This is a genomic window from Mycobacterium sp. IDUB_17 (genome assembly GCF_055419465.1).
In genome coordinates this window covers 1,305,595-1,319,999 of the sequence record NZ_JBVAXS010000001.1, presented here as the reverse complement: position 1 = coordinate 1,319,999, position 14,405 = coordinate 1,305,595, and the positions used below count along the sequence as shown (strand labels likewise).

Genomic DNA, 14,405 nt, shown 5'->3' with positions numbered 1-14,405 from the left:
CCATTCTCACTCGGCACGGGCCGCCCGTGTGGCAACCACCCACGCGTGGCGCGGATCGGTACGCCGGTAGGTTCTGGAGACCGTGGAGAAAGTCATCGTCCTGCTGCGCGCCGCACAATCGGATCAGCGGTGGTGTGAGCGGCTGCGCACCAGCGTCGCCGACGAGCTGCTGGCGCTCGGGCTACCGGGCCTGACGGTCAATGTCCGTGACGATGCGGTGCGGGAGTCGTTGATGACGTTGACGACGTTGGACCCACCGGTGGTCGCGGTGGTCAGCCTGTGGGTCCAGCAGTACTACGGCGAACAGGCCGTCCGGGCTTTGGAAGTGCTTGCTGCTGAATGTGATTCGCTGGCGGCGTATCTGGTCACCGAATCGGTTCCGATGCCTCCGCCGGCGACCGGGGTGGGGGAGCGGACCGATGGCCTGGCCAATATCGCGCTGCTGCGCCGGCCTTCGGACCTGGACCGCGCCACCTGGCTGCACCGCTGGCACATCGACCACACCTCGGTGGCCATCGAAACCCAGGACACGTTCGGTTACACCCAGAACACCGTGGTCCGTGCGCTGACGGACGATGCCCCGGCGATCGACGGCATCGTGGAGGAGTTGTTCCGCCAGGAGGCGGTGTCGGATCTGCATGCGTTCTTCGGCGCTGCCGACGACGACGATCTGGGCGATCGCATGCGCCGCATGGTGGCCAGCACCGACGCCTTCGGCGCCAGCAGCAATATCGACACGGTGCCGACCAGTCGTTACGTCTACGTCAGCCCCTTCGGCGGCGGGTTGCCCGCACCCGGCCGGCATTAGTGGAACGTGTTCTAGTTAGGCTGCAGCGGCCACGGCGCGTACGCGAGGAGTGAGACATGATCCTGCTGATCGAGGACAACAACCGGGTTCGCACGCTGACCCTCAACCGTCCCGACGCGCTCAATGCGTTCAATGAGGCGCTCTATGACGAGACGACGGTTGCCCTGCGCGCCGCGGCCGAGGACCCCGATGTGGCCGTGGTGCTGCTGACCGGCGCCGGCCGGGCTTTCAGCGCGGGCAACGACCTCGTCGAGATGCAGACCCGCATCAGTAACCCGGAATCCACCCCGGGTGAGCACGGGTTCTACGGGATGCTCGAGGTGCTCGCCGATTTCCCGAAGCCCTTGATCTGTGCGGTAAATGGGGTCGGCGTGGGTATCGGCGCCACCATCCTCGGGTTCGCCGACCTGGCGTTCATGTCGTCCTCGGCCCGGTTGAAGTGTCCGTTCACCAGCCTGGGGGTGGCGCCTGAGGCGGCCTCGTCGTATCTGATGCCACGGCTGCTGGGTAGGCAGAACGCCGCCTGGCTGCTGATGTCCTCGGAGTGGGTGGGAGCCGCCGAGGCCCGGGAGATGGGCCTGGTCTGGAAGGTCTGCGAGCCCGATGACCTCCTGGCCGATGCCCGCCGGTATGCCGAAACCCTGGCGGCCAAGCCGATTTCGAGCCTGATCGCCGTCAAGCAGGCCATGGTGGCGCCCATCCGGGACCAGATCTCGGCGGCCGTGGAACGGGAGAAGGCGTTGTTCGGTGAACTGGTCGGCGCGGCGGCCAACGTCGATGCGCTGGCTCAGTTCGCCGATCGCAAGCGCTAGCGGGTGACGCGTGACGGGCAGCCGTTGAACTCCGAGGGACGCCCGTCGGCCGCCTGATGGGCGGCGATGATGGCGCGGATCGTGCGCCGGCACCGTCCGCAGTCGGCCCCGGCGCCACAGGCTTCGGCCACCTCTTTCGATGTGGTGGCCCCGGATTCCACGATCTCGTTGACGACCTGACTGGTCGCGCCGGTACAGAGGCAGACGAACATCAGTCGTCCTGCTCGTCGACGTTCATGATGTAGGCCAACTTGCCCACGAACAGGCTCGGGTACGCACCGAAACCGGCCGTGGTCATCCACTCGGCGGCCGCGTCGGGGTGATCGATCCACTGCCGGGCGGCGATCTCGTCGGAGACCTCCTGCAGGATCATCACTTCCTGGCCGTCGTCGAGCGCCTGGTAGACCCAGATCTTGCGGATGCCGCCCTGCTCGAAGCGGTCGAGACCGTCGTGCACTTTGCGCATCAGGGTGGGGACGTCGTCGACGGTGGCCACCGCACCCACGATCACCCCGGCCACGTGACCCTCGGGGGACGGCTCGGTCAGGTCGATTTTCTCGACCACCTCGCCGCCGAATATCGGCGGAATATCTTCGACGCCGGAAATATCGAACCACTCGAAAATCGCTGGTGAACGCAACACGTCGCGGATGGACCGGGCGTGCCGTATGCCGATCGTCACCAATACCCGGCCGGGTTCCCAAATTGATTTGTAGAGCACGACATGATGGGCGCCGATCGACAATAGACCGGAACGGTGTTTCTTCATCCATTTCCACATTTGTTCGACGTCGTCGACGCGGAAATCGCACGAAAGAATGAGCGAGTGTAAATCGTACTCACTCATTCGTTACCGGCCTTTCTTTCGAAGCACACCAACAGATTAGTGCAGTCTAACCTTAGTTAGGACAGCCAGTCCACTCTTCGTGGCCACGCCTCGCTCCGGGTCGCCGCGAGGGTCGGACAATGCCGCACGGACACGCCGAATTAGCCGCCAACCATTGCATGCCACAGTGCTTTCTGCACTAGATTGGATGTGCACGGCATGCGGCAACACTTGACCAGCCCTCAAGGTGCTTAGGAGTCACGATGCAAGGCGATCCGGATGTTCTGAAATTGCTCAATGAGCAATTGACAAGCGAACTCACGGCAATTAATCAGTATTTCCTCCATTCGAAAATGCAGGACAATTGGGGATTTACCGAATTGGCGGAGCACACCCGCTCCGAGTCCTTCGAAGAGATGCGGCACGCGGAGACCATCACCGACCGAATCCTGATCCTGGACGGTCTGCCCAACTATCAGCGGCTGTTTTCGCTGCGCGTCGGCCAGACGCTTCGTGAACAGTTCGAGGCGGACCTGGCGATCGAGTACGAGGTGGTCGCCCGGCTGAAGCCCGGGATCATCATGTGCCGGGAAAAGCAGGACGCAACCTCGGCGAACATCCTGGAAACCATCCTGGCGGACGAGGAAGGTCACATCGACTATCTGGAAACCCAGTTGGAGCTGATGGAGAAGCTGGGCGACGCTCTCTATGCCGCGCAGTGCGTCTCCCGGCCGCCCCATTAAGCCCTGGTAAGCGCCACCCATTTCGATCGAAGCCGCCCTGGGTAGCCGGTGACCCAGGGCGGTTTTGTTCGTGCTGTAACTTTCATAGCTTGTCTAACGATAGTCATGGTTGAACTGGCAGGCTGGTGAAAGGAAGACATGTCGAGCCCATCAACCACCGCCGAGCAGACCTCCGGCGCAGCGCTGCTGAGTGTGCGCAGGCGCAACCTCGTGTTCGTCGCCGTTCTGCTCGGCATGCTGCTGGCGTCGCTGAACCAGACCATCGTCGCCACCGCCCTGCCGACCGTGGTGGCGGATCTCGGCGGTGCGGGCCATCAGGCGTGGGTCGTGACGAGCTACCTGCTCGCCTCCACCGTCGTCACCGCCGTGGTCGGGAAGGTCGGCGACATCTTCGGCCGCAAGGTGGTGTACCAGGCCGCGGTCCTGTGCTTCCTCATCGGATCGGTCCTGAGCGGTCTGTCCGGTTCGATGGCCATGCTGGTGGCGGCGCGGGCACTGCAGGGGATCGGCGGCGGCGCGATCATGGTGACCTCCTCGGCCCTGATCGCCGAAGTCATCCCGCTGCGCGACCGTGGGCGGTATCAGGGTGCGCTCGGGGCGGTGTTCGGTGTCACGACCGTGGCGGGCCCGCTGCTGGGCGGCTTCGTCACCGATCACCTCGGCTGGCGGTGGGCGTTCTGGCTCAGCATCCCGGTCGGCCTGGTTGTGCTCGTGGTCGCGGCCGCCACCATCCCGGCACTGACGTCCCGGCCGGCACGTCCGGTGATCGATTACGCCGGAATCGTCTGGGTCGGAATCGGGGCGTCCGGCCTCACCCTGGCCACCAGCCTCGGCGGCGAGTTGGCTTGGACGTCACCGACGATCGTCGGACTCGTGGTCGGGTCGATCCTGGCCCTGGCGATGTTCGTGCGGGCGGAAACCAAGGCAGCCGAACCGATTCTGCCGATGCGCCTGTTCCGGAACCCGGTCTTCACCATGTGCTGCGTGCTGTCGCTGGTGGTCGGCTTCGCGATGCTCGGTGCACTGACCTTCATGCCGACATTCATGCAGTTCGTGGACGGTGTGTCACCGTCGGAATCCGGACTGCGGACGATGCCGATGGTGATCGGGCTGCTGATCACCTCGACCGTCAGCGGCAGCCTGGTGGGCCGCACGGGTCGCTACAAGATCTATCCGATCGCCGGTACGGCGATCATGCTCGTCGGCTTCGTGCTGCTGTCGCGGATGAATGCCGCGACACCGATCCCGCTGCAATCGCTGTACCTGTTGATCCTGGGCGCCGGTATCGGCATGTGCATGCAGGTGCTCGTCCTCATCGTGCAGAACACGTCCGATTTCTCGGATCTGGGCGTCGCGACGTCCGGGGTGACGTTCTTCCGGACCATCGGGAGTTCCTTCGGTGCCGCCATTTTCGGCTCGCTGTTCGTCGGATTCCTGTCGGACCGGCTGCCGGGGGCGCTCGCGGCCAGCGGCGCCCCGCCCGTCGCGGGTGCGTCGCCCAAGGCCTTGCACGAGCTGCCGCCCGAGGTCGCGGCCCCGATCGTGAACGCCTACGCCGACGCGCTGGACCTGGTGTTCCTGTGTGCCGCGCCGGTGGCACTGGTCGGCCTGATCGTGGCGCTGTTCCTCAAAGAGGTGCCCTTGCTCGAGGCGGAGGCCACGCTGGCGGCCGATCTCGGCGAGGGCTTCGGCATGCCGAGTTCCGAATCTGCCGACCAGGTGCTGGAAAACGTGGTCAGCCGGCTGATGCGCAGTTCACCGGAGATCCGGCTGCGAAACGTGGCCGGCGGGCCGGGGTGCGAGCTGGACGTGGCCGGGTTGTGGGCGCTGCTCAAGATTTACCGGCACAGCCAGATTTTCGGTACAGCCCGCCTGACCGAGATCGCGGACCGGCTCGCTGTGCCGTTCGAAGTGCTCGAGCCGACCTTCAACCGGCTGGTGCGGGACGGTTACGTGTTGCGCACCGGGGGCAGCCTGTGGCTGACCCAGAGTGGGGTACGGCAGGTCGACGGCGTGTCCGCGGCGCTGGTAGGGCGAATCGTCGACAAGCTGGGCGAATCCCCGTCCTTCGAAGGCCGCCCGGACCGGGCCCAGGTGGAGGCCGCGCTCGAGCGCATCGCCCACCGGATCGTGGTGCAACGGGACTGGGGTGACGAGGACCGGGCCACCGAGCTGAATAGCTCGGGACCGAAAAACTAGAACTTGTTCCAGAATTGCCGAGTCTTGCGTACGATTCGGCCATGAGCCGTATCGGAGAATTTCCCGACGACGACGTGGCCGGCTGGATCCTCAGGTCTCCCGAGATCGGCACCGCCATGGCCAACTACACCAACGCGGTGTACACCAAGGGGCGGTTGCCGTTGCGAGTACGCGAGCTGGCCCGGATGGTGATCGCCCTCGACAACGAATGCGTGGTGTGCCAGAACACCCGGGACTCCGACGGGGCCGCGGCGGGAGTGGACGAGGATCTCTACGATCACGCCGCCGAGTGGCGGACCTGGCCGGGTTACAGCGCGCAGGAGCGGATCGCCGCCGAGTTCGCCGAGCGCTTCGCGAGCGATCACACCGGACTGCGGGACGACGAGGACTTCTGGGACCGCGCCGCTGAGCAGTTCGATGCCGAACTGCTCACCGACCTGGCGTTGTCGTGTGCGATGTGGCTGGGTATGGGCCGGATGTTGCGGACGCTCGACATCGGCCAAACCTGCAAGATCACGCTGTAGCGCACCGCGCCTCGGCGCACAATGAGGTTGTGACGGCTGGATCATCACGACCGGCGAAACCCCTGGCTGCGGCAGCTATCGCGCAGCTGGAATCCGACGGCGTCGCGACGCTGATCGGCACGGTGGTCAGCCCGGCCGGGTTGACCCACGCGAAAACCGTTCCGCTGCGCCGGATGGGGATCTTCTCCGATCCCGGTCTGGGTGCCAGCCCGGTGTTTCACGCGTTCACCATCGACCAGACCGGTATCGCGATGAGCGAGGCCATCGGGGTGGTGGGGGATCAGCGGATCCGCATCGACCTCGGCGCGCTACGGATTCTCGGCGACGGATTGGCCTGGGCCCCAGCGGCTTTCTACAACCAGGACGGTTCTGGAGATCCGTACTGCAGCCGTGGCGTGCTGCAGCGCGTGCAGGACCGGCTGGAAGCCGCCGACCTGACCGCACTCGTCGGCCATGAGGTGGAGTTCGTACTCGTCGGGCCTGACGGGGCCCGGCTACCGTCGGTGCTGTGGGCGCAGTACGGGTTGGCCGGGGTGCTCGAGTTCGAGGGATTCGTCCGCGATGTCACCGATGCGGCCAACGGCTCCGGAGTGGGGATCGAGCAATTCCATCCCGAGTACGGGTGCAACCAGTTCGAGATCTCGCTGGCGCCGCTGCCGCCGGTGGCCGCCGCCGACCAGCTGGTACTGATGCGGATCATCGTGGCCCGGGTCGCCCGGCGCTACGGGCTGCGGGTGAGCCTTTCCCCGTTGCCATTTGCCACTGGCGTGGGTTCTGGTGCTCACCAACATCTTTCGCTGAACCTGGCGGGTGTGCCGTTGTTCTCCGGCGGGACCGGGACGCAAGGAATGACGCCGGAGGGCGAGTCCGCGCTGGCCGGGCTGCTCGCCGGGTTGCCCGCCGCGCAGGGTGTGCTGTGCGGATCGGTGCTGTCCGGGCTGCGCATCCAGCCGGGCTACTGGGCGGGCGCCTATAACTGCTGGGGCACCGAAAATCGGGAAGCCGCCGTACGTTTCCTGATCGGCGGCCCCAGTAACCCGTATGGCGCCAACGTCGAGGTCAAGGTCATCGACCCCTCGGCCAACCCCTACCTGGCGACCGCGACCATCCTCGGGCTGGCCGAGCACGGAATCAGGCGAAGGCTGGCGCTGGGACCCGAGGTGCGGGTCGACCCGGACTCGCTGACCGACGCCCAGCGCGCCGACGACGGGATTGTGCTCCTGCCGAACCGGCAGGCCGACAACCTCGCCGCGCTGCGTTCCTCGACGCTGATCCGCGGAATCCTCGGCGACCCGGCGGTGGACGCGGTACTCGCGGTGCGCGACTACGAACAGGAGCACTTCGGCGACCTGGACGCCGAGCAACTCACCGAGCGGTTCCGGATGGCTTGGAGTTTGTGAGCCTCTGCGTCAGACCAGCCCGGTGGCGTCGAACACCCACGACATGTCGGCGGTGGCGAAGTTCTCCAGCCAGTCCGGCGGGGCGTGGTTGGCCAGGGCGCTCATGTCCCAGTAGTCCTTCCACAGCGTGACCTTGCCGTTCTCGATCCGGTGCACCGTGACGAACTTCAGCACGGCGGATTCGCCGCTGGCCCAATGCCATTCCTCATGATGCTCGTACATGGCATCACGACCGTTCTCCACGAGCAGGCCCGGGAAGTTCTCGTAGGATGCCAGCGGTTCGAGACCGATCTTGAGGCGCTTGACGATGTCCTCGGGGCCCTTGGCAGCAGCGGCGGGACCCACCGGCATGTCGAGGTAGATGCAGTCGTCGGACAGGTACGTCTTTAGCGTTTCCCAGTCGCGATCCGACAGCGCTTTCCACATTCCGTGGACAGTTTCTTCAATTGATACGTCTTCAACGGACACTGGTCAGCTCACTGTCTTTGGCGGAGATCGACTGGGTCTGGTGTGCGGCCCGCAGGAACTGGCCGGTGCGCTGCTTGCCGACCAGGTCGGTCAGCTGACCGCCGGCGAAGACCGTTTGTCCGCCGACCAACACCGCGGTCACGGTGTCGTCGTTGCGGTTCACCATGCGGGACAGCCCGCCATAGTGGTCGACGGTCTCCTCGGCGTAGGCATCGAGGGAGTCGTCGAGACGCTCCGGATCGATGACCACCACGTCGGCGCGGTCGCCGACGCGCAGGTGGCCGGCGTCGATCCGGTACCAGTCGGCGAGCTCACCGGTGAGCCGGTGCACGGCCTGCTCGATCGACATGAACGGCGTGCCCGCCCGCTCGGCGTCGCGGACATGTCGCAGCAGCCGCAATCCCATGTTGTAGAAGGCCATATTCCGCAGGTGCGCACCGGCGTCGGAGAACCCGAGCTGAATACCGGGATCGCGGGCCAGCTTCTTGAGCACCTCGGGCCGGTGGTTGGAGATCGTGGTGCGCCACCGCAGCGCGGTGCCGTGCTCGAGCACCAGATCCAGGAAGGTGTCGACGGGGTGTAGCTCGCCGCGCTCCTGACCGACCTGGCCGAACGACTTGCCGACCACGGATTCATCAGGGCAGGCGACGATTTCGGCATCGAAGAAGTCCCGGTGCCAGACCCGCACCCCGAATTTGTTGTCGTAGTCCTTGCGGAACTTGCGACGGTATTCCTCGTCGCGCAGCAGTTCATTGCGCTCGACCTCATCGCGCAGGTGCAGCGCCGCCGCGCCGGAACCGAATTCCTCGAACACTACCAGGTCGATACCGTCCGCGTACACCTCGAACGGCACCGGCAGGTGCTGCCACCGGAAGTTGCCGCCGAGTGCGTTGGCCACCCGGGCCAGCGGACCCATCATCCGGATCGCGTACGGGTTGGCCTTGATGTCGGCCGCCGACAGGAGGCTGGTCTTCAGGTTGTTGCGGAACAGCCCGAGTGACTGGGCCACCTGAGAGGCCAGGTTGAGCGGGTTCTGGATGTCGGGACCGGACTGCAGCACCCGGCCGGTGCGGCGCAGCATCGACTTGAGCCGGCGCAGTTCACGGGGTTTGGCGTACGTCGACGGCAGGGTGCGGGACCGGCAGGTGTCGCCGTCGATCTTGTCGAAAAGTAGCTGCTGGGAAGACATCCCGACGAAGCCGGCGTCAAGGGCCTCTTTGAGCATCTGCTCCATCCGGGCCTGTTCTGCGGCGGTCGGCCGCTCGTCCTTACGGGTGGCGCGGTCGAGTCCCATCACCGCGGTCCGCATATCGGAATGCCCGATGAAGGCGGCCAGGTTGGGGCCCAGCGGCAGGCTCTCCAGCGCCGTCACGTATCCGTCGCAGTCGGTCCACGTCTTGTTGTCGTCCACCGCGGCGATCACCTGGTCCCGAGGGATCGCCTCGACCCGGCCGAACAGGTCGCCGGCGTCGACCCCGCCGACGTGCACGGTCGACAGCGAGCAGGAACCGAGCATCGCGGTGGTCACGCCGTGGCGCAGTGACTCCGACAGCGACGGGCCGTTGAGCACCTCGACGTCGTAGTGGGTGTGGATGTCGAGCATTCCGGGCAGAACCCACTTCCCGGCGGCGTCGATGACCTGCGGGCAGTCCGTCTCGTCGAGAAGCTCGGGGGAGATGGCAACCACATGCCCGTCGCGAATTCCGATGTTGCGGACTGCTGACGGGGCGCCGGTGCCGTCGAACCACCGGCCGTTGCGAATGATCGTGTCGAAGCTCACCCAGCCATAGAACAGGCCGGTAACGCCACTGTCAATGAAAATAGTGAACAGATTTCAAAAAATGTCTACTACTCGGGTGGGACGCCTGTCCACCTGGGGTTATAGCGGGGTCCACACGTCTGGCACGCGCCCGTCGAGGTCGCTGAACCCGTAGTGGCGGGCCAGGGCGGCCGAGCTGACGGACTGCTGGTTCCAGCGCGCCCGGTGCGGGTCGGCGGCCAGCGCGGCGACCCCGCGACCGACGAGCCGCGGCGACTCGGATTCGGCGAAGCCCGGCGGTGCGGCCGGGTAGCCGTCGGTGCGGGCCAGGTCGAGGGCGCACCGCCAATTGGCCTCGGTGACGCCGTAGTTGTCGAGCATCATCTCCGAGCGCAGCCAACCCGGCGTGACGGAGACGGCGGTGGCCCCGAACGCGGCGAGCTCGTGCCCGTGGCTGAAGGCCAGTCGGTTCACCGCGGTCTTGACCAGATCGTAGAAGACCGAGAGCCGCGGGTTGGTGGCGTTGAATTCGGTTGTCCCATCGGTGATCTCGACCAGGATCCCGCCGGGTCGGTCGGCGAGTAGCGGCAGCACACAGTGCGACGTGATCAGATGGGTGTCGAGTCCCAGCCGGAGCATCCGCAACCCGTCGTCGAGATCGTGCTGCCACATCGGCCGGCCCCAGGTGTCGGGCGGTCCCTTGAGCACCTCGGCGCCCCAGATGTCGTTGACCAGGATGTCGATGTGTCCGTAGTCGGCCTTGAGCCGTCCGGCCAGCATGCGCACCTGGGTCACATCGAGGTGGTCGACCTGTACGGCAATGCCGGTCCCGCCCAGTTCCGTGACCAATTCGGCTGTTTCCTCGATGGTTTCGGGCCGGTCGTAGTCGGAGTCGCGGCTTCCGCATCGGCTGCTGCGTCCGGTGCACACGACGGTCGCACCGGCCTCGCCCAGCGCCGCGGCGATGCCCCGGCCCGCGCCCCGGGTGGCCCCGGCAACCACGGCGATGTATCCCCGCAGCGCTTCCGGGTCCGGTGTCCAGCCCATCGGATGAGTATCCCGCCGTGCGCAGTTCTAAGGCTGCGGTTCGGCATTTCGGCGCATACTGGCGGAGGTGACTCCACTCCAGCGCTACATCGCCGAGGAAATCGCAACCGATCACCTCGACGGGTTGTTGTCGCGCCGGGAGGCGCTGCGTCGACTGGGACTGTTGGGAATCGGCGCCGCCGCGGCGACCGCGCTGATCGCCGCCTGCGGGGAGGCGAAGCAGGCCAACACCACCGCAACCCCCGACGCGGCTCCGAGTACCGCGCCGGCACCGGCCCAGCCGCCCGGACTGCAGGGCGCTCTGCCCACCAGCTCGGTGACTTGGACCGGCCCCGGCGGTGCGTTGCAGGGTGCCTGGGCCGCCGCGCCGGAACCCAGGGGCGCCGTTCTGGTGATCCACGAGAACAAGGGGCTCACCGACCACATCCGTTCGGTGGCCGGGCGGTTCGCCGGGGCCGGGTACTCGGCCCTGGCGATCGACCTGCTCTCAGGTCAGGGCGGTACCGCCGCATTCGCCGACCCGGCCAACGCCACTGCCGCGTTGAGCAAGATCGAACCACCGGAGTTCATCGCCAACCTGAATTCGGGCATCGAGGAGGTGCAGCGGCGCGCGCCGGGCCGCAAGGTCGCCGCCGTGGGCTTCTGCATGGGGGGTGGGCTGGTCTGGCGGCTCTTGGCGGCGGGCACTCCCGCGCTGGCCGCCGCAGTGCCGTTCTACGGTCCGGCCCCCGATGACCCGGACTTCGCCGGCTCCCGCAATGTCGCGGTGCTCGCCTTCTACGGCGCCTTGGACCAGCGGGTCAACGCAACAGAACCAGTGGTACGCGCGGCGCTCGAGAAGGCCGGGATGGTGCACGAGTTGATCACCGAACCCGACGCCAACCATGCGTTCTTCAACGACACCGGTGATCGCTATCAGCCCGCTGCCGCGGCAGATGCCTGGCGCCGCATCCAGGGCTGGTTCGCGACGCACCTCGCCTGAGCCTCGCCCGGGCTTGTTCAGCGACTGTTCAGGTCTCGGTTCCAGCTGCGTTGTTGACCGCACACGCGGCCCGGTTCTGATCGTGGCATGCGGGTTGTCCAGGTAGCCAACTTCTACGGCCCGCGATCGGGAGGCCTACGGACCGCGGTCGACCGCCTGGGCGCAGAGTATTGCGCACTGGGGCATGAGGTGTATCTCATCGTCCCGGGTGCGCACCCGCAGCGCCATGCCCTCACCAGCGGCGTCGTGCGGATCTCCTTGCCGGCCAGGCTCATCCCGTTCACCGGCGGCTACCGCGCGGTGTTGCCCGGTCCGGTGACGGCGTTGTTGCAGCAGCTCGGTCCCGACGCCATCGAGGTATCGGACCGGCTCACACTGAGGTCGCTGGGTCCGTGGGGCCGCAAACACGGCGTGGCCACCGTGATGATCTCCCACGAACGCCTGGACCGGTTGGTCGGTCAGGTGCTGCCGCGGTCGGCCGCGGTCATGGTGGCCGACATCGCCAACCGTCGCACCGCGGCCAACTACGACACAGTGGTGTGCACCACGGGCTTCGCGCGTGAGGAATTCGACCGGATCGGCGCGGCCAACGTCGCGACCGTGCCGCTCGGGGTGGACCTCGAGCAGTTCCACCCGAGGCGCCGGTGCGCCGAGATGCGCAGCCGCTGGGCCGCACCGCAGCAGACCCTCCTGGTGCACTGTGGCAGGTTGTCGGTGGAAAAACACGCCCACCGGAGCATCGATACGGTTGCCGCCCTGCGTGATTCGGGAGTGGATGCGCGGCTGGTGGTGGTCGGGGAGGGGCCGTTGCGGGCCCGGCTCGAACGGCAGGCCAGTGGGCTGCCGGTGGCCTTCACGGGGTACATCGGCTGCCGCGATACGGTGGCGTCGATTCTGGCCTCGGCAGATGTCGCGCTCGCACCGGGACCGCACGAGACCTTCGGCCTGGCCGCGCTGGAAGCGCTGGCCTGTGGAACTCCGGCGGTCGTGTCACGTACCTCGGCGCTGGCCGAGATCCTCACCTGCGACAGCGGGGCCACTGCCGACAACGACGCGCACGCCATCGCGCGCGCCGTCACCTCGGTGATCGGCCGCCCCGAACCGTTGCGGCGCAGCAGCGCGCGTCAGCGGGCCGAGCAGTTCACCTGGCCGCGATCCGCGGCCGGGATGCTCGATGTGTTGGGGGCGCGCTAGACAAACCGACTTTTGCGCACGATGACGCCAGACCTGTTGTGCCGGCACACCCCGGCCCTATGTTCCCCGGGTCATGTTTACGCGCACGCTGCCTGAAGGACGGTCGAGCATGTCCGAAATCACCACAGCCCCAGAATCGTTGGGCTACCAACCGCCGCCGGCCGGCCGGCAGCTGCGCGGCAACCTCGGGGTGGCCTCGATCGTTTTCATGGTGGTGGCCGCGGCCGCACCACTGGGGGTGATCGGTGGTGTGGTGCCGTTGGGTATCGCGTCGGGCAACGGTGCCGGATTCCCCGCCACGTTCATCGCCTCCACGGTGGTGCTGCTGTTGTTCGCGGTCGGCTTCACGGCGATGACGCCGTATGTCGACGAGGCGGGCGCCTTCTTCTCCTATGTTCGTCAGTCACTCGGGTTGCCCGCAGGCATCGGTATCGCCTTCGTGGCACTGGTGAGCTACGTGGCGCTGGAGGCGGGCGTGTACGGACTGCTCGGGCCAGCCGGGGCCAGTGTCGTCGAGCTGGCCGGCGGGCCGGCTCTGCCCTGGTGGGTGTTCGCCGCGGTGGCCTTTGCCGTCACCACCTACCTCGGTTACCGCAACATCGAGCTGTCCAGCCGCCTGCTGGGCGTGCTGCTCACCGCCGAGATCGCGATCGTTCTGGTGCTCGACCTGGTGATCGTGGCCAACGGCGGTGACCACGGACTGTCCTCGGGCATCGTCAACCCGAGCGCGATCTTCTCCGGGTCATTGGGGATCGGTCTGCTTTTCGCGATCATCAGTTACGTCGGATTCGAGGCCACCGCGATCTTCCGCGACGAGGCCCGCACTCCCGAGCGGACGATTCCCCGGGCCACTTACCTGGCGCTGATCCTGATCGGGGTGTTCTACGCGGTCACCAGCTGGGCGTTGATCTCGGGTTGGGGTGACGAGCAGGCCATCGCCCGCGCCACCGACTCCGGCTCCACCTTCCTCGGCGACACCGCGCACCGGTACATCGGTGCGGCCGGCGCCGACATCATCACGGTGCTGTACTTCACCAGCCTGTTCGCCTGCATCCTGGCGTTCCACAACGTGGCGTCGCGCTACGTGTTCGCGCTGTCGCAGCGCGACGTGCTGCCCGCGCGGCTGAGCCAACCGCACGATCGGCACGGCTCACCGCATCAGGCTTCGCTGTGGATCTCCGGTGTCGTGGCGGTCAGCGTCCTGCTGGCGGTGGTGTTCGGGCTGGACCCGGCCGCCCAGTTCTACACCTGGTTCGCCGGGGCGACGACGGTCGGTGTGGTGCTGCTGATGATCGCCACCAGTGTCGCGGTCCTGGTCTACTTCGCTCGCGACCGGCACGGCCACTCACTGTGGCGGGTGCGCATCGCCCCGGGGCTCGGTCTGGCGGGTCTGCTGGGTGCGCTGGTGCTGATCCTGACCAACCTCAACGATCTGGTCGGCGGTTCCAGCGTGCTGGCCTGGGTGATCGTCGGTGTGCTCGTCGCCGCGTTCGCGGCCGGTGTGGTCACCGGTCGTCGGGTCGGGAGCACCTCACGACGGTCAACGGTGCAGTGAGGGTGCCGACGCGGACTTGAGATCTCGGATCGACGGAATCGGACACATCGGGCCCTGACGGGGCGATAATTGTCTGCGGTCAGGACGA

General features: G+C 66.7%; 14 protein-coding genes. 9 read left to right on the top strand and 5 right to left on the bottom strand.

From position 1 onward, the window contains the following. Positions 1 to 82 precede the first annotated feature (82 nt). Both ACZYZ7_RS06335 and ACZYZ7_RS06330 read left to right on the top strand, forming a co-directional pair. Entirely contained in the window at positions 83 to 808 is a 726-nt protein-coding gene (locus tag ACZYZ7_RS06335; RefSeq protein ID WP_463740488.1) for an EthD domain-containing protein, read from the top strand. Positions 809 to 864: 56 nt separating this feature from the next. After that, complete coding sequence (locus ACZYZ7_RS06330; protein WP_450071636.1) at positions 865 to 1,620, top strand: enoyl-CoA hydratase/isomerase family protein; 756 nt, start codon at positions 865 to 867, stop codon at positions 1,618 to 1,620. Here ACZYZ7_RS06330 and ACZYZ7_RS06325 read toward each other — a convergent pair. After that, complete coding sequence (locus ACZYZ7_RS06325; protein WP_135455012.1) at positions 1,617 to 1,832, bottom strand: (2Fe-2S)-binding protein; 216 nt, start codon at positions 1,830 to 1,832, stop codon at positions 1,617 to 1,619. The two genes, ACZYZ7_RS06330 and ACZYZ7_RS06325, sit on opposite strands and share 4 nt — an antisense overlap. Further along, entirely contained in the window at positions 1,832 to 2,467 is a 636-nt protein-coding gene (locus tag ACZYZ7_RS06320; protein ID WP_135455010.1) for a fatty-acid--CoA ligase, read from the bottom strand. Before ACZYZ7_RS06320 ends, ACZYZ7_RS06325 begins: the two co-directional genes overlap by 1 nt. 242 nt (positions 2,468 to 2,709) lie before the next feature. On the opposite strand from ACZYZ7_RS06320, the gene bfr reads away from it, so the two are divergent. The 4 genes from bfr to ACZYZ7_RS06300 all read left to right on the top strand — a co-directional run bounded on the left by bfr (position 2,710) and on the right by ACZYZ7_RS06300 (position 7,312). Then, complete coding sequence (bfr, locus tag ACZYZ7_RS06315; protein WP_135455007.1) at positions 2,710 to 3,189, top strand: bacterioferritin; 480 nt, start codon at positions 2,710 to 2,712, stop codon at positions 3,187 to 3,189. Positions 3,190 to 3,327: 138 nt separating this feature from the next. Further along, a complete protein-coding gene (locus tag ACZYZ7_RS06310) occupies positions 3,328 to 5,388 on the top strand; it encodes a DHA2 family efflux MFS transporter permease subunit (RefSeq protein ID WP_463740487.1) in 2,061 nt (686 codons plus the stop codon). Between the two features lie 41 nt (positions 5,389 to 5,429). Further along, the gene (locus ACZYZ7_RS06305; RefSeq protein ID WP_135455003.1) at positions 5,430 to 5,912 is read left to right on the top strand and encodes a carboxymuconolactone decarboxylase family protein; all 483 of its coding nucleotides are present in this window, start codon (positions 5,430 to 5,432) and stop codon (positions 5,910 to 5,912) included. 29 nt (positions 5,913 to 5,941) lie between these two features. Then, a complete protein-coding gene (locus ACZYZ7_RS06300) occupies positions 5,942 to 7,312 on the top strand; it encodes a type I glutamate--ammonia ligase (RefSeq protein ID WP_463740486.1) in 1,371 nt (456 codons plus the stop codon). 9 nt (positions 7,313 to 7,321) lie between these two features. Here the strand turns inward: ACZYZ7_RS06300 and ACZYZ7_RS06295 are convergent, their stop codons facing one another. From ACZYZ7_RS06295 to ACZYZ7_RS06285, 3 genes are all read right to left on the bottom strand, one after another. Next, the gene (locus ACZYZ7_RS06295) at positions 7,322 to 7,780 is read right to left on the bottom strand and encodes a nuclear transport factor 2 family protein (protein WP_450071634.1); all 459 of its coding nucleotides are present in this window, start codon (positions 7,778 to 7,780) and stop codon (positions 7,322 to 7,324) included. Then, on the bottom strand, positions 7,770 to 9,560 hold the full coding sequence (locus tag ACZYZ7_RS06290) for an N-acyl-D-amino-acid deacylase family protein (protein ID WP_463740485.1): 1,791 nt from the start codon (positions 9,558 to 9,560) through the stop codon (positions 7,770 to 7,772). Before ACZYZ7_RS06290 ends, ACZYZ7_RS06295 begins: the two co-directional genes overlap by 11 nt. Before the next feature lie 99 nt (positions 9,561 to 9,659). Continuing rightward, on the bottom strand, positions 9,660 to 10,586 hold the full coding sequence (locus tag ACZYZ7_RS06285; RefSeq protein ID WP_450071632.1) for an SDR family oxidoreductase: 927 nt from the start codon (positions 10,584 to 10,586) through the stop codon (positions 9,660 to 9,662). 67 nt (positions 10,587 to 10,653) lie between these two features. Between ACZYZ7_RS06285 and ACZYZ7_RS06280 the strand changes: the two genes are divergently transcribed. The 3 genes from ACZYZ7_RS06280 to ACZYZ7_RS06270 all read left to right on the top strand — a co-directional run bounded on the left by ACZYZ7_RS06280 (position 10,654) and on the right by ACZYZ7_RS06270 (position 14,317). Continuing rightward, positions 10,654 to 11,568: a dienelactone hydrolase family protein gene (locus ACZYZ7_RS06280; protein ID WP_450071631.1), complete on the top strand. Its 915-nt coding sequence runs from the start codon at positions 10,654 to 10,656 to the stop codon at positions 11,566 to 11,568. Positions 11,569 to 11,655: 87 nt separating this feature from the next. Then, the gene (locus ACZYZ7_RS06275; RefSeq protein WP_450071630.1) at positions 11,656 to 12,762 is read left to right on the top strand and encodes a glycosyltransferase; all 1,107 of its coding nucleotides are present in this window, start codon (positions 11,656 to 11,658) and stop codon (positions 12,760 to 12,762) included. A 109-nt stretch (positions 12,763 to 12,871) separates the two neighbouring features. Further along, a complete protein-coding gene (locus ACZYZ7_RS06270; protein ID WP_450071629.1) occupies positions 12,872 to 14,317 on the top strand; it encodes an APC family permease in 1,446 nt (481 codons plus the stop codon). Positions 14,318 to 14,405 lie beyond the last annotated feature (88 nt).

What these genes read in the sequence shown, in the direction of transcription:
- ACZYZ7_RS06330 (WP_450071636.1), top strand. Translation starts at nt 865, where the DNA reads ATGATCCTGCTGATCGAGGACAACAACCGGGTTCGCACGCTGACCCTC.
- ACZYZ7_RS06325 (WP_135455012.1), bottom strand. Translation starts at nt 1,832, where the DNA reads ATGTTCGTCTGCCTCTGTACCGGCGCGACCAGTCAGGTCGTCAACGAG.
- ACZYZ7_RS06320 (WP_135455010.1), bottom strand. Translation starts at nt 2,467, where the DNA reads ATGAGTGAGTACGATTTACACTCGCTCATTCTTTCGTGCGATTTCCGC.
- bfr (WP_135455007.1), top strand. Translation starts at nt 2,710, where the DNA reads ATGCAAGGCGATCCGGATGTTCTGAAATTGCTCAATGAGCAATTGACA.
- ACZYZ7_RS06310 (WP_463740487.1), top strand. Translation starts at nt 3,328, where the DNA reads ATGTCGAGCCCATCAACCACCGCCGAGCAGACCTCCGGCGCAGCGCTG.
- ACZYZ7_RS06305 (WP_135455003.1), top strand. Translation starts at nt 5,430, where the DNA reads ATGAGCCGTATCGGAGAATTTCCCGACGACGACGTGGCCGGCTGGATC.
- ACZYZ7_RS06285 (WP_450071632.1), bottom strand. Translation starts at nt 10,586, where the DNA reads ATGGGCTGGACACCGGACCCGGAAGCGCTGCGGGGATACATCGCCGTG.
- ACZYZ7_RS06275 (WP_450071630.1), top strand. Translation starts at nt 11,656, where the DNA reads ATGCGGGTTGTCCAGGTAGCCAACTTCTACGGCCCGCGATCGGGAGGC.
- ACZYZ7_RS06270 (WP_450071629.1), top strand. Translation starts at nt 12,872, where the DNA reads ATGTCCGAAATCACCACAGCCCCAGAATCGTTGGGCTACCAACCGCCG.